21 protein-coding genes and 1 tRNA gene are annotated in these 22,187 nt (G+C 47.6%); 13 read left to right on the top strand and 9 right to left on the bottom strand.

The features are described 5' to 3' along the window. Positions 1-22: 22 nt before the first annotated feature. Positions 23-910, top strand: a complete 888-nt coding sequence (locus GLV81_RS11480) for a glycoside hydrolase family 43 protein (protein WP_246185953.1) — start codon at positions 23-25, stop codon at positions 908-910. A gap of 143 nt (positions 911-1,053) precedes the next feature. Beyond that, entirely contained in the window at positions 1,054-1,674 is a 621-nt protein-coding gene (locus tag GLV81_RS11475) for an acetate uptake transporter (protein WP_157478987.1), read from the top strand. A gap of 85 nt (positions 1,675-1,759) precedes the next feature. On the opposite strand, the gene GLV81_RS11470 is transcribed toward GLV81_RS11475, so the two are convergent. The 3 genes from GLV81_RS11470 to GLV81_RS11460 all read right to left on the bottom strand — a co-directional run bounded on the left by GLV81_RS11470 (position 1,760) and on the right by GLV81_RS11460 (position 3,097). Beyond that, positions 1,760-1,843, bottom strand: a tRNA-Leu gene (locus GLV81_RS11470). Positions 1,844-1,882: 39 nt separating this feature from the next. Then, complete coding sequence (gene hscB / locus GLV81_RS11465; protein ID WP_157478986.1) at positions 1,883-2,368, bottom strand: Fe-S protein assembly co-chaperone HscB; 486 nt, start codon at positions 2,366-2,368, stop codon at positions 1,883-1,885. 6 nt (positions 2,369-2,374) lie between these two features. Beyond that, positions 2,375-3,097 carry a tRNA1(Val) (adenine(37)-N6)-methyltransferase gene (locus GLV81_RS11460; RefSeq protein WP_157478985.1) on the bottom strand — a complete coding sequence of 241 codons (723 nt, stop codon included), beginning with the start codon at positions 3,095-3,097 and terminating at the stop codon, positions 2,375-2,377. Positions 3,098-3,314: 217 nt separating this feature from the next. Between GLV81_RS11460 and GLV81_RS11455 the strand changes: the two genes are divergently transcribed. The 6 genes from GLV81_RS11455 to GLV81_RS11430 all read left to right on the top strand — a co-directional run bounded on the left by GLV81_RS11455 (position 3,315) and on the right by GLV81_RS11430 (position 9,627). Continuing rightward, positions 3,315-4,652 (top strand): TolC family protein, encoded by a 1,338-nt coding sequence (locus GLV81_RS11455; RefSeq protein ID WP_157478984.1) that lies wholly within the window; start codon positions 3,315-3,317, stop codon positions 4,650-4,652. 4 nt (positions 4,653-4,656) lie between these two features. Further along, a complete protein-coding gene (locus tag GLV81_RS21285) occupies positions 4,657-5,241 on the top strand; it encodes an efflux RND transporter periplasmic adaptor subunit (protein WP_157478983.1) in 585 nt (194 codons plus the stop codon). Then, positions 5,225-5,764, top strand: a complete 540-nt coding sequence (locus tag GLV81_RS21280) for an efflux RND transporter periplasmic adaptor subunit (protein ID WP_157478982.1) — start codon at positions 5,225-5,227, stop codon at positions 5,762-5,764. Before GLV81_RS21285 ends, GLV81_RS21280 begins: the two co-directional genes overlap by 17 nt. A 49-nt stretch (positions 5,765-5,813) precedes the next feature. Further along, a complete protein-coding gene (locus GLV81_RS11440) occupies positions 5,814-9,026 on the top strand; it encodes an efflux RND transporter permease subunit (RefSeq protein ID WP_157478981.1) in 3,213 nt (1,070 codons plus the stop codon). An 85-nt stretch (positions 9,027-9,111) separates the two neighbouring features. Further along, the gene (locus tag GLV81_RS11435) at positions 9,112-9,426 is read left to right on the top strand and encodes a hypothetical protein (RefSeq protein WP_157478980.1); all 315 of its coding nucleotides are present in this window, start codon (positions 9,112-9,114) and stop codon (positions 9,424-9,426) included. A 12-nt stretch (positions 9,427-9,438) separates the two neighbouring features. After that, entirely contained in the window at positions 9,439-9,627 is a 189-nt protein-coding gene (locus tag GLV81_RS11430; RefSeq protein WP_157478979.1) for a YgaP family membrane protein, read from the top strand. Positions 9,628-9,693: 66 nt separating this feature from the next. Here GLV81_RS11430 and tsaD read toward each other — a convergent pair whose 3' ends face one another. The 3 genes from tsaD to GLV81_RS11415 all read right to left on the bottom strand — a co-directional run bounded on the left by tsaD (position 9,694) and on the right by GLV81_RS11415 (position 12,905). Then, positions 9,694-10,710: a tRNA (adenosine(37)-N6)-threonylcarbamoyltransferase complex transferase subunit TsaD gene (gene tsaD, locus GLV81_RS11425; RefSeq protein ID WP_157478978.1), complete on the bottom strand. Its 1,017-nt coding sequence runs from the start codon at positions 10,708-10,710 to the stop codon at positions 9,694-9,696. A 220-nt stretch (positions 10,711-10,930) separates the two neighbouring features. Beyond that, complete coding sequence (locus GLV81_RS11420) at positions 10,931-12,178, bottom strand: ABC transporter permease (RefSeq protein WP_157478977.1); 1,248 nt, start codon at positions 12,176-12,178, stop codon at positions 10,931-10,933. A 127-nt stretch (positions 12,179-12,305) separates the two neighbouring features. Next, entirely contained in the window at positions 12,306-12,905 is a 600-nt protein-coding gene (locus GLV81_RS11415; RefSeq protein ID WP_197428255.1) for a porin family protein, read from the bottom strand. A 294-nt stretch (positions 12,906-13,199) separates the two neighbouring features. Between GLV81_RS11415 and GLV81_RS11410 the strand changes: the two genes are divergently transcribed. The 4 genes from GLV81_RS11410 to GLV81_RS11395 all read left to right on the top strand — a co-directional run bounded on the left by GLV81_RS11410 (position 13,200) and on the right by GLV81_RS11395 (position 17,252). Further along, positions 13,200-13,913 carry a succinate dehydrogenase cytochrome b subunit gene (locus GLV81_RS11410; protein ID WP_157478976.1) on the top strand — a complete coding sequence of 238 codons (714 nt, stop codon included), beginning with the start codon at positions 13,200-13,202 and terminating at the stop codon, positions 13,911-13,913. Positions 13,914-14,032: 119 nt separating this feature from the next. Beyond that, on the top strand, positions 14,033-16,006 hold the full coding sequence (locus GLV81_RS11405; RefSeq protein WP_157478975.1) for a fumarate reductase/succinate dehydrogenase flavoprotein subunit: 1,974 nt from the start codon (positions 14,033-14,035) through the stop codon (positions 16,004-16,006). Between the two features lie 64 nt (positions 16,007-16,070). Beyond that, a complete protein-coding gene (locus tag GLV81_RS11400) occupies positions 16,071-16,424 on the top strand; it encodes a four helix bundle protein (protein ID WP_157478974.1) in 354 nt (117 codons plus the stop codon). Between the two features lie 66 nt (positions 16,425-16,490). Beyond that, complete coding sequence (locus GLV81_RS11395) at positions 16,491-17,252, top strand: succinate dehydrogenase/fumarate reductase iron-sulfur subunit (RefSeq protein ID WP_157478973.1); 762 nt, start codon at positions 16,491-16,493, stop codon at positions 17,250-17,252. Positions 17,253-17,273: 21 nt separating this feature from the next. Here the strand turns inward: GLV81_RS11395 and GLV81_RS21590 are convergent, their stop codons facing one another. Beyond that, a complete protein-coding gene (locus GLV81_RS21590) occupies positions 17,274-17,408 on the bottom strand; it encodes an N-acetyltransferase (protein WP_343030567.1) in 135 nt (44 codons plus the stop codon). Further along, complete coding sequence (locus GLV81_RS11390; protein ID WP_246185952.1) at positions 17,359-17,769, bottom strand: GNAT family N-acetyltransferase; 411 nt, start codon at positions 17,767-17,769, stop codon at positions 17,359-17,361. The genes GLV81_RS21590 and GLV81_RS11390 overlap by 50 nt, the downstream gene beginning before the upstream one ends. Positions 17,770-17,838: 69 nt before the next feature. On the opposite strand from GLV81_RS11390, the gene GLV81_RS11385 reads away from it, so the two are divergent. Then, positions 17,839-20,643, top strand: a complete 2,805-nt coding sequence (locus GLV81_RS11385) for an FAD-binding and (Fe-S)-binding domain-containing protein (protein ID WP_157478972.1) — start codon at positions 17,839-17,841, stop codon at positions 20,641-20,643. A 169-nt stretch (positions 20,644-20,812) separates the two neighbouring features. On the opposite strand, the gene GLV81_RS11380 is transcribed toward GLV81_RS11385, so the two are convergent. Further along, a complete protein-coding gene (locus GLV81_RS11380; RefSeq protein ID WP_157478971.1) occupies positions 20,813-22,045 on the bottom strand; it encodes an MFS transporter in 1,233 nt (410 codons plus the stop codon). Positions 22,046-22,187: the final 142 nt, after the last annotated feature.

Genomic DNA, 22,187 nt, shown 5'->3' with positions numbered 1-22,187 from the left:
ATTGCTCTTTTGCTTTGCCTGTATGCATGTTTCAATTGCTCAGGATAGTGTGTACCTCTTTGCTTATTTCAACAACAATGGCAAAGACGGTCTTCACTTGGCATATAGCGAAGATGGCTATACCTACAAGGCTATCAAAAACGATAAATCATTGCTGCGACCTGTGTTGAGCAAAGACAGCCTGATGCGTGACCCTTGCATTATTCAAGGCATTGATGGCCGCTTTCATATGGTATGGACAGTGAGTTGGAATGACCGCGGCATTGGTTATGCGTCCTCATCAGATCTTATTCATTGGAGTGAGCAGCAATACATTCCCGTGATGGCGCATGAAGACAGTGCACTTAACTGCTGGGCACCCGAAATAACGTACGATGCCAAAAAGCAACAGTACATTATTTATTGGGCTACCACTATTCCGGGTCGTTTTGCAGCAGGTAGTCAATCTGGCGACGGACGCTACAATCACCGCATGTATTATGTGAGCACAAAAGATTTTCGCAGCTTTAGCCAAGCCCAGTTGTTGTATGATTATGATTTTAGTGTGATTGATGCCAGCATTTTTCTGGTTGGCAAACGCTACGCCATGCTGTTGAAAGATGAAACCAAAACGCCGCCACAAAAAAATCTGCGCATCACCTTCAGTAAGCATGCACACAAAGGTTTCAGCAAACCTTCTGCACCTATTACGGGTAAGTATTGGGCTGAAGGACCAACTGTGGCAAGAGTAGGTGAGCAGTGGGTGGTTTACTTTGATAAATACACCAGTCATACTTACGGTGCGGTTGCTTCCAAAGACCTCATTCAGTGGGAAGACATTTCAGACAAAGTGCATTTTCCGAAAGGCATCAGGCATGGTACGGTGTTGCGCATCAGCAGGGCAACGCTGCTGCCATTGCTGGCTTTGTAAATATGAATTACAATTTACATCCTCTTGCCATCCACGCTCATGGCAGTAGGATTTTTGCTTTGGTAAATCATAGCATGTGTTGAGTAATGTCATAATGTGTCCTGATGTAAGCATTTACTTTTCGGGTGAAAAAAGTACACATCATGCAACAGCAACAACATACTTCGCATCCCGACCCTACAGCACTGGGTTTATTTGGTTTGGCCATGGTTACACTGGTAGCTTCTTCGCAAAAACTCGGGCTTACACAAGGCACATCCATGGTGCTGCCTTGGGCTATCTTTTTGGGCGCCCTGGCGCAATTGGTAGCGGGTGTATATGATTTTAAAAAGGGCAATGCATTTGGCGGCACTGCGTTCATCGCTTATGGTTTTTTCTGGTTGGCAGTGGGTATGTCGTGGCTTATTGGTATGGGGGCTTTGGGTGACTCATTAAAAGCCGCAGCAGACTCCCGTCAGTTGGGCGTTGCTTTTATTGGGTACCTCATATTTACCCTGTACATGACCATCGGCGCTACACAAACCAACACCGTGTTATTCGCCATCTTTGCTTTGATTGATTTGCTTTTTATTGGGCTGAGCATTTCTGTGTTGTCTACCAATGAAGCACTGAAAGAAGCGGCACATCAGTTGGCTGCATATGCTGAATTACTCATCAGCCTTGCATCCTTTTATTTGTCTGCAGCCTACATTTTCAAAGCGCAGTTCGGAAAAACCTTGTTGCCTATTGGCGGCAAATTGTTTGCATCCAAGACCACATTGTAAGATGTTGAAGTAAAATGCATGCCGCCAGTTTAATCAGGGGCAAAAGAAAAGGCACTTCTTCACTGAAGTGCCTTGACTAGGGTTGTGCCCAGAACAGGAATCGAACCTGCACTCCCTTGCGAGAACCAGATTTTGAGTCTAGCGCGTCTACCAATTCCGCCATCTGGGCAGCTTGTTTCGCAACGGGTTGCAATATTACAGCGTTTAGCTATTCAGCCAACAATCGGTCCAAATATTTTTTCTGATAATACCAGGTCTTTACTTGTTGCAAGGCATTTTCGCTCAGGCTGGCCGTATCAGTACTGGTTAAAATACCTGAAACGGGCGTCTTTATTTCTGCCTGGAGGTCGTCAACCCGTTGTTTGATACTGGCCGCATCGGCACCATCCATCCGCATTTCATTCAGTTCCATTACCTCCATCAAAAAAGCGGGGGGCAGGGCAAACTTTTCTTCTTCCTCCAGCATACCATGCAGCTGCAGCACATATTTCACTGTGGCATCTTCCGTTTGAAATGTCTTCCAGGCCTGGTTAATGAGCGACGACATTTCCATGGCCTTTTCCTGTGCCTCGTCCGACTCCTGACCAAAAAAATCGGGGTGATACTGCTTTTGCAGCTTCACATAAGTGCGGGTTAGCTCCGCTTTGTTGACGGTGAAAGCCACCGGAATATCAAATAATTCGAAGTAGTTCATTATGCGTCACAATTTCAGGTAATAGTCTTTCAATAATTGTACAAATACCGGGTCGTATTGTTCTTGTTCGCCGCCAATGCTCATGTTGCTGAATGTTGCATGCGGGGCGGTACCATGGGCAAAAATGGCCATCGTTCTGAATAAATCATGTTTGGGCGTTTGCCGCACATCGCACCCATGCACCACCGTGAAATGAAGTTCTGCTGCTAAAGTGAGCATGGCTTGCTTGCGGTAAAAAGGCAGCAGCACGGCAAATTGTCCATTTGCAGCCAACAACGATTTTGCTTTCAGGAATAATTCTTCGAGCAGCAAAGCATCGGAATGATGGGCAATGTTTTTTGCATCAAAAATGGAGCTGAGCTGCAGCTCATGAAAAGGCGGATTGCTGATGATAAAATCGGCTTTCGGTTCGGCCGGCATCCAACGGATGTCTTGCTGCAATACTTCAATTTGATGGGCAAAAGGCGATGCTGCTGCATTGTTGCGGGCTTGCAACACTGCAGCTTCCTCAATGTCTACCGCTACAATGCGCATATCTGACCGGGCTTGTGCCAGCATCATACTCAGCAAGCCGGTACCTGTTCCTAAATCATACAAGAGTTTAGTTGGAAGTTTTTTTACATGTGCTGCTACCCAGGCACCAAACAGGCAGGCATCGGTGGTCACCTTCATGGCACACTTGTCCTGATGAATGGTAAACTGCTTGAATTGAAACCAGCTATTGGACATGGATGAATAGGACTTTTAGCAATGACAAATGTAGGTGAGGAAATTACTGTTGCATACAATAAAAGATAGGTGAGGATAAGAGAATGCAGAGATATGATGTAACAAATGTCACGTTGAAACGCAATGTGGGCAAGGCTTTTGGTGTATGATTCCGTGTGATTGTTATCACGAAGAAGGGTAGAAGGCGAGGATAGTTTTGCCGAAATTTTTCAGCAAGATGTGCAACAGATTTTGGAATTACATTATTAAATCGTTTTGGCAAACAGGCGTGTTGATGTTGATTGTAGTTGGCGCTACAGCACAAAACAACACCGTAAGTCTTGGTTTGCAACAGGCCATTGACAGCACATTGCAACGCAATAAAGATGTGCAGCTGGCCATGTTGGAGCAGCGCATTGCGCAGTCGAAGTACAAGGAAATGGATGCTGTATTTCTGCCTCAGGTAGATTTTTCATTTACTGCATTGCATTCAGATAATCCTTTGAACGTGTTTGGATTTAAGCTCCAGCAGCAATCAGTTCAGGCGGCTGATTTTAATCCCACTTTATTGAATAACCCCAAAAGCATTGGTGATTTTACGGCCAAGCTGCAGGTAAAGCAACCCATTCTAAACCTCGACATGATTCACCTGCGCAAAGCAGTTGCAAAGCAGGCAGACATTTATGGGTACAAAGCACAAAGAACCAAAGAATACCTCACGTACGAAGTACAAAAAGCCTACCTGCAATTACAATTGCTGTACCAGCAAGTAAGTGTGTTGCAAGAAGCCCTGGCCACTGCTCAAGCTACGGCCGTATTTGTTCAACACCGGGTAGACGAAGGCCTGATGCAAAAGGCCGATCTCATGAATACTAAAGTGATGATGACAGGCATTGAATCATCCATTGCTGAAGCGAAGAGCAATATTGCCAATGCCAGCGATTTTCTGAGTTTGCTGATGGACAAACCTTACGGAACAGTGTACGCCGTACAGCAAGGTGCAAATAGCATGACTGTAAACACCGGCAAAACTATTGCTGCAAACCGTGCCGATTTTGCGGCCATGCAAGCTGCCATTGATGCCAGCGATTTAGCAATGGCCGCGGGTAAAAAAAGTTACTTACCCAAGCTCAATGCCTTCGCCAGCTATCAGTACAACGACCGCAGCCTGTTGGGTTTTGGTTCTGGTTCTTACCTGGCAGGCGCCATGCTTAGCTGGGATATTTTCAAAGGCAACAGCACCAAAAATAAATTGGCTACGCAACAATTAGAGCGTACCCGGCTTGCTGATCAGCTGGATATACAAAGACAACAAAGCGATTTGGAATTGGCCAAAACCATTCGTCAATATGATGATGCCAACTATCGCATTGCGCAGCAGGAAGCTGCCGTTGCTACTGCTACCGAAGCTCTCCGCATGTTGAAAGACCGGCATGAGCAAGGCTTGGCCGGAAATACCGATTTGCTGATGGCGCAAAACCAATTGTCGCAGCAAAAGCTGGCTTTGGCCAACGCCATTTTCCAGCGCAACAGCACTGCTGCTCTTATCCAATTTCTCACCGCAAATACTCAATAAGCATATGTTTCACAATCAACCAAACATCCGCGTTGCTGCATTGGCTTCGCTGTCTTTCGTAGCCCTGTTGCTCACTGCCTGCGGCGGCGAAGATCCTGTGGCCGTACAAGAAAATAAAACGCCCATAACTGTTACATTGGCTACACCTTCAGGTGCGGTAAACGGCGGTATTGCAGTAAGCGGTCAGCTCGAATCGAAGCAAACCGCTAACATCAGCACCCGCATGATGGGGCATATCACTAAAATGTATGTACAGGTAGGCGATCGTGTTCGTCGTGGCCAAACCCTGGTGAATATTGCTGCCGAAGACATTCAGGCAAAACGCATGCAAACCAATGCGGCTATCACAGAAGCGGAAGCTCATGTGGCCAGTGCACAAAAGGATTACGAACGCTTCAACAATTTGTACAAAAAACAAAGTGCTACCGCCAAAGAACTGGACAACGTAACACTGCAATACAATGCTGCAAAAGCACGGTTGGAAGCAGCCCGCCAAATGCGCAATGAAGTAAATGCACAGGGTGGTTACATTGCCCTCACTGCACCGTTTGATGGTGTAGTAACAAGCCCGCATGGCCGACGATGGTGACATGGCTAATCCCGGCATGCCATTGTTGACTGTTGAACAGGCTGGTACACTACAAGTGTCAACCACCGTAAGCGAAACAGAAATTGGTGCCTTGCGTAAAGGTGCTAAAGCACAGGTGCAGGTAAAAGCCATCCAAAAAAATCTGGATGCTGTGATTACAGAAATCAGCCCTTCTGCACAAATGACCGGTGGCCAATATGTGGTAAAAATGGCCATCACCGGTGATAAAACCGGTTTGTATTCGGGCATGTATGTGCAGGTGTTTATTCCGGTAGACAAGCCAGTGCAAGCCAACAGTAGTGCAAATGTTGTGATTCCAGCAAAGGCACTGGTGCATAAAGACGAACTCGTTGGATTGTACACAGTAAGTGCCAACAATACGGCAATACTTCGCTGGGTGCGTACGGGCAAAACCGTTGGCGACCAGGTAGAAATTTTGTCGGGTCTTGCTGCAGGCGAAGGGTATGTGCTTGAAGCTGCATCGCCGTTGTACAATGGTGCGCCTTTGCAAATCAAAAAGTAAACGACCATTTATTGACCAGCCATAGGGCTACACGATCAATTACATTATTATGCAAGAAGGAATATCAGGTAAAATAGCCAGGTCGTTTATTCAGTCGAAACTAACGATCCTGTTGATGGTGGCTTTCTTACTGATTGGCGGCTACAGCACCATGCTCATGCCCCGCGAAGAAGAGCCACAGATAGAAGTGCCGATGGCCGATATTTTCATCGGCTTCCCCGGTGCTACCCCCAAAGAAGTAGAAACGAAAATCAGTGCCCCGTTGGAAAAAATGATTTCCAACATTAAAGGGGTGGAGTATGTGTACTCCACTTCTATGAAAGGGCAGGCCATGCTGATTGTACAGTTTTATGTGGGCGAAGACATTGAACGTTCGCTGGTAAAACTCTACAACGAGATTGGAAAAAACATGGATAAAATGCCGCCCGGTGTTACCATGCCATTGGTGAAAACCCGTGCCATTGATGATGTGCCTGCATTGGGCATTACTCTCTGGAGCGAAAAGTACGACGACTACCAGCTGCGTCAGATTGGTGAAGCACTGACCAACGAAGTGAAGAAAGTGCCCAACGTGTCTGATGTACGAATTATTGGAGGCCGTAGCCGTCAGGTAAAAGTGGTGCTCGACAAAGACAAGATGGCACAACACAAAGTTGATTTTCTGAGCATCAGCAATTTCATACAGGGCAGCAACGTGCAGGTAAATGCCGGCACTTTGCTCAGTAAGGATTCTGCGTACAACATTGAAACGGGCAACTTCCTCACCAATGCAGAAGACGTTGCTGCATTGGTAGTGGGAACCAACCAGCAGCAGCCAGTGTTTTTGAAAGATGTGGCTACCATTAGCGATGGTCCGGAAACGCCCAATCAATATGTGGTGTTTGGTTATGGAGCACACGATACAGCCCGCAATCAATACCATGCGGAGTATCCTGCTATTACCTTGTCAATAGCAAAGCGAAAAGGTGCAGATGCCATGCATTTATCTGAGCAAATTGTAAGCCAGGTAGAACATGCCAAAAAGCAACTGGTGCCCGATGATGTGCAGGTAACTGTGACCCGCAACTATGGCGAAACAGCTTCGGAAAAAGTAAGTGAGTTGTTGTTGCACTTATTCATCGCTATCGTAGTAGTAACCTTGTTTGTAATGCTGGCGATGGGCTGGCGTGGTGGTCTGGTGGTGTTCTTATCAGTGCCTGTCACATTTGCCCTCACATTGTTTGCTTATTACGCACTTGACTATACGCTCAACCGTATCACGTTGTTTGCATTGGTGTTTATTACCGGTATTGTGGTGGATGATTCCATCATCATTGCCGAAAACATGCACCGGCACTTCAAAATGAAGCGGCTGCCACCACTGCAAGCTGCTATTTACGCCATCAACGAAGTGGGCAATCCCACCATTCTCGCTACGTTTACGGTTATTGCTGCAGTATTGCCCATGGCATTTGTAACCGGCCTCATGGGGCCTTACATGAGCCCGATGCCAATCGGCGCTTCTATTGCCATGATGCTGTCGCTGATTGTCGCATTGACATTGACACCATACCTCGGATATCTTTTTTTACGTGAAAAAGAAAAGGCTGGTGGCAAGCACGACCATCACGGACATAAATTGGAAGAGAGTGGTATTTATAAAATCTACAAAGCCTTTATCGATCCGTTGTTGCAGAGTCGTACAAAACGCTATGCATTCATCTTCGGTACTGTAGCTATCCTCATTGGTTCCATGATGTTGTTTTATACAAAATCTGTGGCTGTAAAAATGCTGCCCTTCGACAACAAGAATGAGTTTCAGGTAGTGATAGACATGCCGGAAGGAACAACGCTGGAAAAAACAGCTGCTGTTGCACGTGACATTGCATCGTATGTAGGCAATCAGCCATTGGTAGAAAACTACCAGTTGTACGTGGGCACTTCTGCACCTATCAGTTTCAACGGATTGGTGCGCCATTACGACCTGCGCCGTGGTGATAATGTAGCCGACATACAGGTTAACCTGGTAGAGAAAGGCCAACGCAAGAAGCAGAGCCACGACATTGCCAAAGAAATGCGCCCTGCTATTCAAAAGATTGCAGCCCGCTACCACGCCAATGTGAAAATTGTGGAAGTGCCACCTGGCCCTCCGGTATTGTCTACTATGGTGGCCGAAATTTATGGTCCCGAATATGAAGGACAAATTCAGGTGGCGAAGCAAATCAAGCATTTGCTGAATACCACTGAAGATGTAGTGGATGTAGACTGGATGGTAGAAGATGATCAGCCGGAATATGACTTTGTGGTAGACAAAGAGAAAGCCATGCGGTACGGTGTAGCACCTGCACAAGTAGTAGCTACAATCCGCAGTGCGTTATCTGGTAGTGTAGTGGGTACCTTGCACAAGCCGGCTTCTTACAATCCGGTAAATATTGTGTTGCAACTGAATGATGCCGACAAAGCCAGCCTGGGTGATTTGCAACACCTGAAAGTCATCAACCAAATGGGACAGGCCATAGCCGTTGGTGATTTGGTTACGGTGCAACCTGCCATCAAAGAGAAAAGCATTTACCGGAAAAACCAGAAGCGGGTAGTGTATGTATTGGCCGATATGGCAGGCCAGTTGGAAAGTCCTTCTTATGCCATGATGAAAATTTCGGACAGCCTGAAAAATGTGGAACTGCCTGCAGGTTATTCTTTAAAAGAAGAATACACACAGCAGCCACAATTCGAAGATCAGTATTCGGTGAAGTGGGATGGCGAATGGCAGATTACTTATGAAGTGTTCCGTGATTTGGGCATCGCCTTTATTGTAGTGATTGTAGTGATATACATGTTGATTGTAGGCTGGTTCCAAAACTTCATGGTGCCTGTGGTAATGCTGGCTGCTATACCATTGTCGCTGGTAGGTATAGTACTCGGTCACTGGGCTATGGGTGCTTTCTTCACCGCTACTTCCATGATTGGATTTATTGCACTTGCGGGTGTGATGGTGCGCAACTCCGTGTTGTTGATTGACTTCATTGACATCCGTTTGAAAGATGGCGTACCGCTGCGGCAAGCTGTGATAGAAGCGGGTGCTGTACGTACCACACCCATCTTGCTCACAGCTGGTGCAGTTGTGCTGGGTGCGGTTATCATCCTGTTCGATCCCATCTTTCAGGGTCTGGCCATTTCACTCATGGGAGGTACCATTACATCTACCTTCCTCACTTTGCTGGTAGTGCCGTTGCTCTATTACAAAATGCTGAAAAAGAAATATACAAAGCTGAACAAATTGTAATTGTGAGTGAGTGACCGAAAGCGTTCACGTTACTCAACATTTCGTGACGCTTTCTTTTCCTTCTTCATTTCAAAAAAATCACTGTATGAAATTGTTGATTGTAACCTGCCTCCGCGACTTCAAAGATGCCGTGGCAAACATTTTTCATGAAGCTGGTGTGCGGGTGTTTAGCATGAGCGATACTACCGGTGTAAAAGATGAGCACGACCAGAACCTGCTCGACGATTGGTTTGGCAACCGTGATGGTGAATTTGATTCACTCATCTTGTTCAGTTTTACCAACGCTGATACATCAGCCAAAGCATTATCGCTGATAAAAGAATACAATGCTGCCAACGGCGATGCTTTTCCCATAAGGGCATTCATCGTTCCGGTAGAAGCAACGAGTTATGAATCGTAAAAAGACAAACACATGTGTAGAGAAAATATAGTTCGCATGGTGGCCGGCATTATGATACTGATGAGTGTATCGCTAGCGGTATTTGTGCACCTCAATTGGTTGGCACTAACAGCCTTTGTTGGCCTCAATCTGCTTCAGTCTTCGTTTACTAAATTTTGCCCGCTGGAAGTCATCCTGAAAAAAGCGGGAGTGAAGGAGTAGCATCCTTCGCAACATATTCGGGACTAACTGCTATGGCCGGGTGGTATCTACCATCCGGTATTTTTTTTACCAACTGGCTCTGGCCGAAGGCGATGCATCGAGTGAGCTGAATTGCCCGTCGAGGTATTTGTAATATGCCGCAATGGCAATCATGCCGGCATTGTCCGTGCAGTATTCAAAAGCCGGCATGTAGGTGTTCCAGTGAAAGCGTTCGCCGGTGGCTTGCAAGGCTTTGCGCAAACCGCTGTTGGCACTTACACCACCGGCCACACATATTTCTTTGATGCCCGTTTCTTTCGCTGCTTTCATCAGCTTCTTGATGAGTATTTGAATGATGCTATGCTGCACAGAAGCACAGATATTGGCCAGCTCTTGCTGTACAAATTCAGGATTTTCTTTTTGTGCTTTTTGCAAAAAATAGAGGATGGATGTTTTCAATCCGCTGAAGCTGAAATCCAATCCTTGTATTTGGGGCTCGGCAAATTTGTAGATGGGCTTTCCTTGCTGTGCATACTTGTCAATGAGCGGACCACCGGGGTAGGGCAGGCCAATGAGTTTGGCACTTTTGTCGAAGGCTTCGCCGGCAGCATCATCCAATGTTTCGCCAATCACGGTCATTTGTAAGGGGCTATCGCAGCGTACAATTTGCGTGTGGCCGCCACTTACAGTCAGGCATAAAAAAGGAAAAGCAGGACGACGTTCACCAATCAAATTGGCCAGCACATGTGCCTGCATGTGATGCACGGCAATGAGGGGTTTATCCAGCGCCAGTGCCAGGCTTTTGGCAAAGCCGCTGCCCACCAGCAATGCACCAATCAGACCGGGGGCTTGAGTGTAAGCAATGGCATCAACTGTTTGCAACTCGCATTGTGCTGCTTGCAAAGCCTGCTGCACTACGGGCAAAATATTTTGCATGTGAGCCCGGCTGGCCAGCTCTGGTACCACGCCGCCGTATTGCTGATGCACCGCTTGTGTAGCAATGATATTCGATACAATTTCTCCATTGCGGCAAACGGCCGCAGAAGTTTCATCGCAGGAAGATTCGATAGCGAGTATGGTAGCAGAAGATGTCAATATGCCCATGTGTAATGGCGCAAAAGTAGGAGATGCAAATGTGCTAATAAGAAAATGAGCTAATTAGCTAATTTGAAAATGTGCTAATGGAATACATAAGGTCGAGGGTAAAGAAAGAAGAGCTACCAACAACTGAAGACCGAACAACAAATCAACACCAGCAACCCGAAGTCGTACTTCCGAAATCATACATGAAATATCAGATATCGTACATCAGACATCAAACTTTCTACTTACTTCTAATCGCTACCACCGGATCAAGCCTTGCGGCATTCCACGCCGGAATGATACCGGCCATCAAACCCACGCCAATGCTGATGCCCATGGCAAGGGCTACGATACCCGCCGACAGACTTACCTGAAAAGGAAGCGCAGCACTCAGAGCCAGTGTAATGAGGAAGACCAGCAGCAATCCAATTAATCCGCCGATGATGCAGAGGAAAGACGATTCCAGCAAAAACTCGGTCATAATGTAAGACCGCTGGGCACCAACCGCTTTTTTCAAACCAATTTGAGAGGTACGTTCTTTTACGGTTACAAACATGATATTGGCAATGCCAAACAAGCCTACAATGAGGCTGAAGCCGCCAATGACCAGACCGCCGATATTGAGGTTGGTAAACAAGGCATCGAGGCTTTGGCTGCTGGCTGTTACATCGTTGAGGGCAAAATTGTCGTCTTCGGTGGGGCGCAGTTTGCGTACACTCCGCATAATGCCCTTAAGTTCATCTTTCAAATCGGCAACGGCCACACCTTCGCGGCCTTTTACCAACAAGAAGCGGCCGGCATTGCGTTCGTCAACCACCTGGCGGCAAAAGTTGAAAGGCACAATAATAATGTTATCGAAATCCCAGGCGCCCACCATGCTTTGACCGGCTTTTTTCATAACGCCCACAATGGTGCCGGTGCGGCCGGCAATGGTTACTTGTTTGCCTACGGCTTTTTGCGGGTCGTCAAACAGCTTCACGGCATTTTCATAACCCATCACTATCACGGGTGAGCCGTTGGCAAATTCGCTGGAAGATATGTAGCGGCCTTCGCCGAGTTTGATTTCCTGAATGCGGTTGAATTCTTCGGTGGCACCGTACCAACTTACATTGGTCAGCAGGTTGTCTTTGTATTCTACATTACTGCTGTTGAAGAGCATAAATGCCACCGCATCGGCATACTGGCTGCGGGTTTTAATGGGGCGCATTTCTTCGTACTTGGGTTCGGGGCGTTTTACATATTTCCACCAGGGATAATCGCCGCCACCGCCCCATGGCCATTTTTGCACATACACCGTGTTGGTGCCGAGGTCTTTGAGGCCATCCTTAATGTTGTTCTTCAAACTTTGCACCACGGCCAGTACGCCAATGATGCAAAAGATGCCGATGGTTACGCCAAACAGCGACAGGAAGGTGCGCAGCTTATTGGTGCGTAATTCTTCGAGGGCCATTTTAAGACTGTTCCAAACAATATTGATGACTTTGCGCATGGCTCAAAATTAGCGGCAAACCAAGCAACGCCTTTTCTATTTATATGAACGGCGTATGCGGCTAGGCAGCGGACAAAAAAACAGCTTCCGGTGGGGAAGCTGTTTGAAGTCTTGTGCTACAAGTAGGTTATTTATTGCGACGACCACCGCCAATACACAAGCCTAATTTAAAGCCCATGTAATTGTTGTCGAGGCTGAAATCGGTTTTGCCCACCAGATTGTATTCTACACCCAGGCGAAAATGGCCTGCTTCGAAACCTGCCCGAAACATGCCACCAAAATTGTTGTCGGTGAGCACATCGGCATCGGTGGTAGTGGTAGAGCTGGACACATACGCACCAGCAACAGAATACAAACCCGTACCTGCGCCAATGAATGGCCGGAATCCGCGGTTGCTCAGGTAAAAGTCGCCGGTAATGAGGTAAGAGCCGTTTACCTGCACATCGCCTTCAAATTGGTTTCCGTTTACCACTACGCCCCGGGCCATGGCGGCGCCTTCCAGGCGAAGGCCCAGTGCAAATTGATCTACGATGGCATATTTGGGTTCTATCACAAACAAGGCACCGCCTCTGCTACCTGTGCCACTGCCCATGGGCAATGCGTAGCCAAGGCTTACGTCAACTTTAAAAGGTTTGAATATCCGGCCAGATTCTTCTTCTTGTGCCATTGCAGCGCTGCCCAACATCAGGCCAGCTGAAAGCAACATCAGTTGCAAAGTTTTCTTCATGATAAAAGGATTAGCGTTGAGGTGGTAAAGATAGGGGCGCAACGGTTGTTCAATTGCAGTAAAAAATACATGTGATTCTACTAAACAACGGAGAACCTCTTTTAAGACAAGTTGTTGAGTTGAAATGTATAACGTTGAAAATCCTGATTTATGTCATGCTTCAACGTTTGCATAAAAAAGAAAGGGTATAAACTTCGTAAACGGGCCGATTTTATCGGCGGGCAATGAAGATACATCCCTACTTTTGCGGCGCCTTGCAACATTGCAAGTATTGCCGAACTACAAGCTTACGATATGACCTGGAAACAAGCGTTTACTTCTTCGATTGGCAAGAAACTCGTGATGGGACTCACGGGACTTTTCCTGATTGTTTTTTTGATTGTACACGTAGGTATCAACGCCTGCATTTTTGCCGACCTTAATGTGCCCGTGTGGCCTTTCGACCCCAGTGATGACGGCGCTATTTTCAACAAGGCAGCGCATTTTATGGGCAGCACCATTTTAATCCGCATACTCGAAGTGGGATTGTTTGCCGGTATCATTCTGCACATTGTGCAGGGCCTGATGCTGGAAGCCAGCAACCGTAGCAAGCGGAAACAGGGCTACGCAGTACAGTTGGGTGGCCGCGGCAGCAAATGGTACAGCCGTGCCATGGGTTTGCTGGGTACCCTCATCATGATTTTCCTGATTTTGCACCTGGCTCATTTTTGGGTAAAGGCCCGCATTACCGGAAGCGACGACATGCCCGAAGTAGAAGGCATGCACAACATGTTTAACCTGATGAAAGTAACCTTTAGTGAACTGTGGGTAGTGATTGTATATGTGCTGGCTTGTATTTCGCTGGCGTATCACCTGCTGCATGGTTTCCAGAGTGCTTTCCGCACATTGGGTGTACACAACAACAAGTGGATGACGATTGTACAAAGCATTGGTGTGGGTTACTCCATTCTGGTGCCGTTGTTGTTTGCCCTCATGCCCATTGCCATGTATTTGGGTTGGGTAGGCTAATTCCGGTATGTGCAATGCTGTTGAAGTGAGTGACACAACCGGAGCTACATAGTAGCACAACTGCTGGTTGCATAAAAGAATAGAAACAATTTAGAACACAAATCATTTATACGAACGATATGCTGAACGCAAAAATTCCTGCCGGACCGCTCGACAAAAAGTGGACATCGTATAAAAGCACTTGTAAGCTGGTAAACCCGGCTAACAAACGCAAACTGGAAATTGTAGTGGTAGGTACCGGCCTGGCTGGTGCCAGTGCTGCTGCTGCCCTTGGCGAACTGGGTTATAAAGTGAAAGCGTTTTGCTTTCAGGATAGCCCCCGCCGTGCCCACAGTATTGCGGCACAGGGTGGTATCAACGCTGCCAAAAACTACCAAAACGATGGCGACAGTGTGTACCGCTTGTTTTACGATACCATTAAGGGTGGCGACTACCGTGCCCGTGAAGGCAATGTGCATCGCCTGGCCGAAGTAAGTGGTGCCATCATTGACCAGTGCGTGGCGCAGGGTGTGCCTTTTGCCCGTGAATATGGTGGCTTGCTGAGCAACCGTTCGTTTGGTGGTACACAGGTACAGCGTACGTTTTATGCTGCCGGCCAAACGGGTCAGCAGTTGTTGCTGGGTGCCTACAGTGCACTGGAACGCCAGGTAGCATTGGGCAACGTAACCATGTACAACCGCCACGAAATGCTGGATGTGGTTGTGGTAGACGGCAAAGCCCGTGGTATCATTGCCCGTGACCTGGTGAGTGGCAAACTGGAACGCCACTTTGGCCACGCCGTACTGCTGTGCAGCGGTGGCTATGGCAACGTATTTTATTTGAGCACAAACGCCATGGGCAGCAACGTAACTGCCGCATGGAAAGCCCATAGAAAAGGCGCCTTCTTTGGCAACCCTTGCTTTACACAAATTCACCCCACTTGTATTCCTGTAAGTGGCGACCACCAGAGCAAGCTCACCCTGATGAGTGAATCGCTCCGCAACGATGGTCGTATCTGGGTGCCCAAAAAACAAAACGATACCCGCAAAGCAGCTGATATTCCTGAAGAGGAGCGTGACTACTACCTGGAGCGTCGCTACCCGGCTTTTGGCAACCTGGTACCCCGAGACGTGGCCAGCCGTGCTGCCAAAGAGCGTTGCGATGCCGGCTATGGGGTAGGCAGCAGCAAGCAGGCTGTATACCTCGATTATGCCGATGCCATTAAGCGCTACGGCAAAATTGAAGCCGGTAAAAAAGGCCTCGACCATGCCAGCGAAGCAGAAATCATTGCCCTTGGTAAAGAAGTAGTGAAAGAGAAATACGGTAACCTCTTCGATATGTACGAAAAGATTACTGGCGAAAACCCCTACGAAACACCGATGCGCATTTACCCCGCGGTACACTACACCATGGGTGGCCTGTGGGTAGACTACGAACTGATGACCAACGTGCCCGGTTTGTATGCTTTGGGCGAAGCCAACTTTAGCGACCACGGTGCCAACCGCCTCGGTGCATCGGCGCTGATGCAGGGCTTGGCCGATGGTTACTTCGTGATTCCTTACACTTTGGGCAACTACCTGGCTGACGATATTCATACCAAGCCGCTGCCCGAAGATCATCCGGCATTTGTGGAAGCAGAGAAAGCCGTAGCCGATCGCATCCAACAACTGATGAGTATCAAGGGAACCAAAACTGTGGAAAGCTTCCACAAGCGTTTGGGTAAAATCATGTGGGACAAGTGCGGTATGGCTCGCAACGCTGAGGGATTGAAGCAAGCGATTGCAGAAATTCAGCAGCTGAAAAAGGAATTCTGGAGCGATGTAAAAATCCCCGGTGAAATCAACGAGCTGAACCCTGAACTGGACAAGGCCAACCGTGTAGCCGACTTTATAGAGCTGGGCGAACTGATGTGTATTGATGCACTCAACCGCAACGAAAGCTGTGGTGGTCACTTCCGCGAAGAAAGCCAGACACCCGAAGGTGAAGCACAACGCGACGATGCCAACTACATGTACGTAGCCGCCTGGGAATACAAAGGAGACCATCAGTGGGAACTGCACAAAGAAGTGCTGGACTATGAAGTGGTTAAGCCAAGCCAAAGAAGCTACAAGTAAACAATTTGGAAATGTGGTAATTTGGAAATGAGAAAATTCAATACCACACCCAAAAGTTTACAACATGCGTAGTGATAAGGAAAATGTTATAGTTAATAAAACACTGGATTTTTCCGAAGCAATTGTAGGATTCTGTGAAGAACTTGAGCGACGGAAAAAGTACGTGGTCAGTCATCAGCTTCTAAAATGTGGCACATCAATCGGTGCAAATGTTTTTGAAGCACAAAACGCAGAAAGCAAAGCTGATTTCATTCATAAAATGAAGATTTCAGCAAAGGAAGCAACAGAAACAAAGTACTGGTTGATGCTGTGTAACAGATGCGGCAGCTATCCATACGAAGAACAGATCATGAATCAATTAAATGAAATCATTAGAATACTTTCTAGCATCATTGCAACATCAAAAGCAAACGCCTGAAATAATCTAGTGAGGTTTCATTTTCAAATTTTCAAATCTTCAAATTGTCACATTCATTGTTAGCTTATGGAACATTATAATATGAATCTCAACCTGAAAGTATGGCGTCAAAAGAATGCGCAGGCTCAGGGTGGTTTTGAAACATATCAGGTAAAAAACATTTCTTCAGAAATGAGCTTTCTGGAAATGATTGATGTGCTCAACGAAGAGTTGATTGCTGAGGGCAAAGACCCGATTGCTTTCGACCACGACTGCCGCGAAGGCATCTGTGGCATGTGCTCTTTGTATATCGATGGTCGTCCACACGGCCCTTGGGAGCAAAACACTACCTGCCAGCTGCACATGCGTGCCTACAAAGATGGCGACACCATCACCATTGAGCCCTGGAGAGCCGGCGCTTTTCCTGTGCTGAAAGATTTGATGGTAGACCGCAGCGCTTTCGACCGTATCATTCAGGCGGGTGGTTTCATTAGCGTAAACACGGGTAATGCTGTGGATGCCAACGCACTGCCTATTGAAAAAGATAAAGCGGATGCATCATTTGCCGCAGCAGCTTGTATTGGTTGTGGTGCTTGTGTAGCTGCTTGTAAAAACAGTTCAGCTATGTTGTTTACTTCTGCCAAAGTAACGCAACTGGCATTGCTGCCACAGGGTGCTCCCGAACGTAAATCACGTGCTCTCAACATGATTGCACAAATGGATAAGGAAGGCTTTGGTGCATGTACCAATACTGGTGCCTGCGAAGCTGTTTGCCCTAAAGGTATCAGCCTCACCAACATTGCCCGCCTCAACCAAGAGTATCTCGGCGCAGCGTTGACTGCTAACTAATCGAATAGAAACGCACTGCGTTTATAAGGCTTTCATCATTTGGATGGCACAACCGAAATGGCCCGTTTGGCCCATCGGTCCATCCAAATAATGGAAGCCATTTTTTTCATACATGGGTATGGCCCTTGTAAGCTCGGGCATGGTTTCGAGGTACATGTGCGTATAGCCGAGTTCTTTGGCTTTTGCAAAACAGGTATGCAAGCAACCGTTGGCCCAAACCCAGTCCACGGGCATCGGCATGTAAATACATTTTTACCAACTCACAAGTGCCTTCTGGCAAACCTTTGGTGGGAAAAATGCCGGCGCCACCTAAGAGTTGCTCATTATTCGTGGTAATAAAATACCATGAGCCCGGCGTCGATTGAAACAACTCATACAAGTGATCGGTTTCTTTATCGTAATACACCGTGCCCGGATGATTGGCACCAAATTCTTCCAATGAAGTACGAATGATGCGGGCAATGGCCGCATTGTCTGCAGGGGCTATGTCGCGGATTATGACGTCGGATAATTGCATGTTCAAAAATACGGGAGCCGCCTCATTCATTCAGCTACGATAAAGTACCTTCATGGCTCATTTGCCAACATGCCAACCACCGACCAATTGCTGCAGCAGATTTTACCGGCAACTCAGTTTTCTACCCGGCTCATCGATCGCATTTCTTATGCTTCTGATGCCGGTTTTTATCAGCTCATTCCGCAGGCAGTTTTGTTTCCGGCAACGGTGGAAGACGTACAACGTATTTTCTTATTGGCACAGCAGCAATCTGTGCCCGTTGTATTTCGGGCAGGCGGTACCAGCCTCAGCGGCCAAGCTATTACGGATGGTTGGTTGGTAGACATCAGCAAGCATTGGCGGGGGATACAAGTCCATGCTGCCAAACAAGCAGTAACTGTACAACCGGGCATCACCGGAGGTATGGTGAATCATTACCTGAAAAAGCACAGCCAGAAAATTGGCCCCGATCCGGCGAGTATCAATGCGGCCATGATGGGCGGCATCATCAGCAACAATGCATCGGGTATGTGCTGTGGTGTAAAGGATAATTCTTATCACACCATCGAGCACGTTCATTTTGTATTGCCCGATGGACAGCGATACCATACCGCAGATGCCAGCGATTATGAAAGGTTTCTGCAGGAGCAATCAACACTAGCTACAACGCTCTCCGAACTGCGGCAGCAAATACTGAACAATGATGCATTGCTGCAGCGTATCCGGCACAAGTATCTCACGAAGAATACCGTTGGTTATTCACTCAATGCACTTGTAGATTATGAGCATCCGCTCGACATATTTGCGCACCTGCTGGTGGGTGGCGAAGGCACACTGGCTTTCATTGCAGAAGCAACGCTACGTACCATTGCTGATAAGCCATTTAAGGCTGCGGCCATGTTGTATTTTCCCAATTTGTATGAAGCATGCTCGGCTATTGTACCCTTGAAAGAAACCGGCGCCGAAGCGTTGGAACTCATGGACAGGGCTTCGCTGAAATCAGTAGAACACTTACCTGGATTACCCGATTTTTTTACGCAGTTACCAGATGGAGCAGCAGCCTTACTCTGCGAATATCAAACAGAGGATGCCGCTGCATTGGAAAGCTTGCTGTGCAACGCCAACAATGCATTGCAACAGCTGCCGTTACTGCATCCTGCAGCTTTTACAACACAAGAAAAAGAACGCAGTTTTTACTGGAAGTTGCGTAAAGGCATGTTTCCGAGTGTAGGGGCTGTGCGGCAGCGGGGCACTACGGTTATTCTCGAAGACATCACTTTCCCCGTGGCTAAACTGGCCGATGGATTGGTGGACTTGCAACAACTGTTTACGAAGTACGGTTATCACAATGCCATCATTTTCGGTCATGCAAAAGATGGCAATATTCACTTTGTGATTACACAACTGCTCGACACCGAAAGCGAAGTGCAACGGTATGATGCTTTTATGCGGGAAGTGGTTTCGCTGGTGGTCAATAAATACGATGGTGCGTTGAAAGGCGAACACGGCACGGGCCGCAACATGGCACCTTTTATTGAAGCAGAGTGGGGTAGCGAAGCCTATCGCATCATGCAGCAAATCAAGCAAGCTGCCGATCCAAAAGGGTTACTCAATCCCGGTGTAATTATCAATAGCAGTAAGCAGGCCCACATCGAACACCTGAAAGATTTGCCACAGGTAGAACAGGAAGTAGACAAATGCATTGAGTGTGGTTTTTGTGAAGTAAACTGCCCCAGCAGAGATGTAACGATGACGCCTCGACGACGCATTGTAGCCCGCAGGGCATTGCAGCGGTTGCAACAACAAGACCAACAACAATTGCTGAAAGAGTTGCGGTCATCTTTTCAGTACGATGGTTTGGATACCTGCGCCACGGATGGTTTGTGTGCTACCGATTGTCCGGTGGATATCAATACCGGTGAGCTGGTGAAACGCTTGCGGCATGAGCAGCATGATAAAATGGGCAATGCCATCGCCGGTTGGATGGCTCATCATTTCGGATTTGTTGCTGCAACGGCACGGTTTGGTATTGCTGCTCTTTCATTGTTGGATAAAGTGAAATTGGTCAGTGGCATCAGTCGTGGTATGCGGAAAATCTTTCCCGGCATGCCTGTGTGGATGCATGGCTTGAAAGCCGCCAAACGCTTACCGAAAACGAATCCGGCGCAACCCGATGCGGTGTATTTTTCTTCCTGCATCAACCGGGTGATGGCGCATGGCGATGAACCAAAATCTTTGCAGCAATCGATGCTCGATGTATGCCGGCAGGCAGGCGTACAGCTGTTGATGCCGGAAGGGTTAAGCAGTCAATGCTGTGGTCAGCCCTTTAGCAGCAAGGGGTACGTAGGAGCCAGTCAGCAATTGTTGCAAGAGGCGGTAACTGCTTTGTGGCAATGGACTGATAAAGGACGGCTTCCTGTTGTGTGTGATTTCTCTTCATGCACCTACACGTTTTTGCAAAACGGCAAGCATTTGCCCGAACCGTATTTACAACAATGGCGACAGCTACAAATGTTGGATAGCGTCGCTTTTCTGCAACAAACTGTGTTGCCCAAACTTCAGCTCAATCCCAAGCAAGAACCTGTGGTGCTGCATCCTGCCTGTGCAGTTACCAAGTTGGGATTGAATGATGCATTCGTGCAATTGGCCAAAGCCTGTGCGCCAAAAGCGGAAGTGCCTGCCGGTGCGGGCTGCTGCGGCATGGCCGGCGACCGTGGTTTTCTGGTGCCCGAATTAGTAGAAGGAGCTACTGCACAAGAACTCAAATCCGCTGCGCAAATACAAAGCCGTGAAGGCTATTCATCTTCTACCACCTGTGAGCTGGCTTTGTCGCACCACAGCGATATCCAATACAAGCACATTGTGTATCTGTTGGATGAGGTGAAGGGGGAATGAGATTGAAAGTTCCAGTGTTCACAAGTTCCAAAGTTTCAATGCCTGTTGCTGCCCTGAGCTTGTCGAAGGGTAGTTAATTGAATTTCTAAATGGTAAAGTTTACAGGTTGGAGTGTTGGCAAGGAGGATTACTTCTATTCAAATCAGAAATCGTACATCAGCAATCCATTTTAGTATTTCAGCTTTCGCAGCTTTGGGGCTTTTACCCAGCTTACGCCCACTACCAGCAGTGTCATACAACCGCCGAAAATAACGGAGGTAACAGTGCCCATCAATCGGGCTGCAATGCCGCTTTCAAATTGGCCCAACTCGTTGCTGCTGTTGATGAACATACTGTTGACAGAGCTCACTCTGCCCCGCATATCATCGGGTACATACAGCTGCAAAATAGTACTTCGAATAACAACGCTGATGCCATCGAATACACCACTGATCAGCAATATGAAAAACGACAACCAGTAGTTGCGGCTGAGGGCAAAAGCAATCATGCTGAGACCAAAACCTGCCACACACATCAGCATAATGCGGCCCTGATTTTTGGTGAGCGGCATGCGGGCCATTACAAACAACACCATCACGGTACCCATGCCCTGTGCGGCTTTCAGCAAGCCCATGCCAGTGGCATCTACATGCAAAATGTCTTTGGCAAATACGGGCAGCATGGCCACGGCACCACCAAAGAGCACCGCAAACATGTCTACACTCAATGCACTCAATACTTCCTTGGTTTTCCAAACATAACGCAGGCCGTCTTGCACACTTTCCCAGGTTCGTTGTTGCATATTGCTGTGCTGTGCCGGCAGGTTTGGCAGTTTACTTACCAATGCAGCAGCCAGTAGGAGTAACGAAACAGAAATGGCAAACATGAACGTAAGGCTGATTTGTGCAATCAGTAATCCTGCTATCACTGGTCCGCCTACGGCAGCCATGGTCCAGGCTGTGCTGCTCAGCGTAACGGCTTTGGGCAAATCCGATTTATCATTGATCGGTTGTGCTACAATGCTGTGAAAAGTTGGTCCGGTAAAAGCACGAAACACACCCGTGAAAAATACGAGTACATAAATACAAACAGCGGTAGCCTGTACACCCAGCGACGATGATACCCATTGGCTCGACACAATACCCAATCCAATGCTGGCAGTGAGGTAGAGCAGCATGCCCCGCAGCAGCATGTTGCGTTTGTCGCTGATGTCGATGACATGCCCTGCATACAAAGCCAGACTGATGGCAGGCACCACTTCGCTCAGGCCCAGCAAACCCTGCGACAATACATCTCGGGTAAGTTCGTACAGGTACCATGCAATGCCCGTGTTAACCATTTGCATGGCAAAAATGAACGCAAAACGGGCGACCAGAAATGTACGGAGTTGCGGATACTTGTTGAGTAGCGGACCTTTCAGCATAAGCCCTGCAAAAATAGATGTTAGATGGTAGATGTTAGTTGGTGGTTGACAGTTGTTGGTAAAACCAAGACCCATTCATCTGTGAATTTGTAGCTCATTATTGTTTTTGTGGCATTATCTGCGGCAATCAGTTGCATCCGTA

Origin of the sequence: Phnomibacter ginsenosidimutans (genome assembly GCF_009740285.1) — a bacterium.
In the GTDB taxonomy this organism is placed as follows: domain Bacteria; phylum Bacteroidota; class Bacteroidia; order Chitinophagales; family Chitinophagaceae; genus Phnomibacter; species Phnomibacter ginsenosidimutans.
The sequence above is the reverse complement of the archived record's forward strand: the minus strand, read 5'-3'. Positions and strand labels throughout refer to the sequence as shown.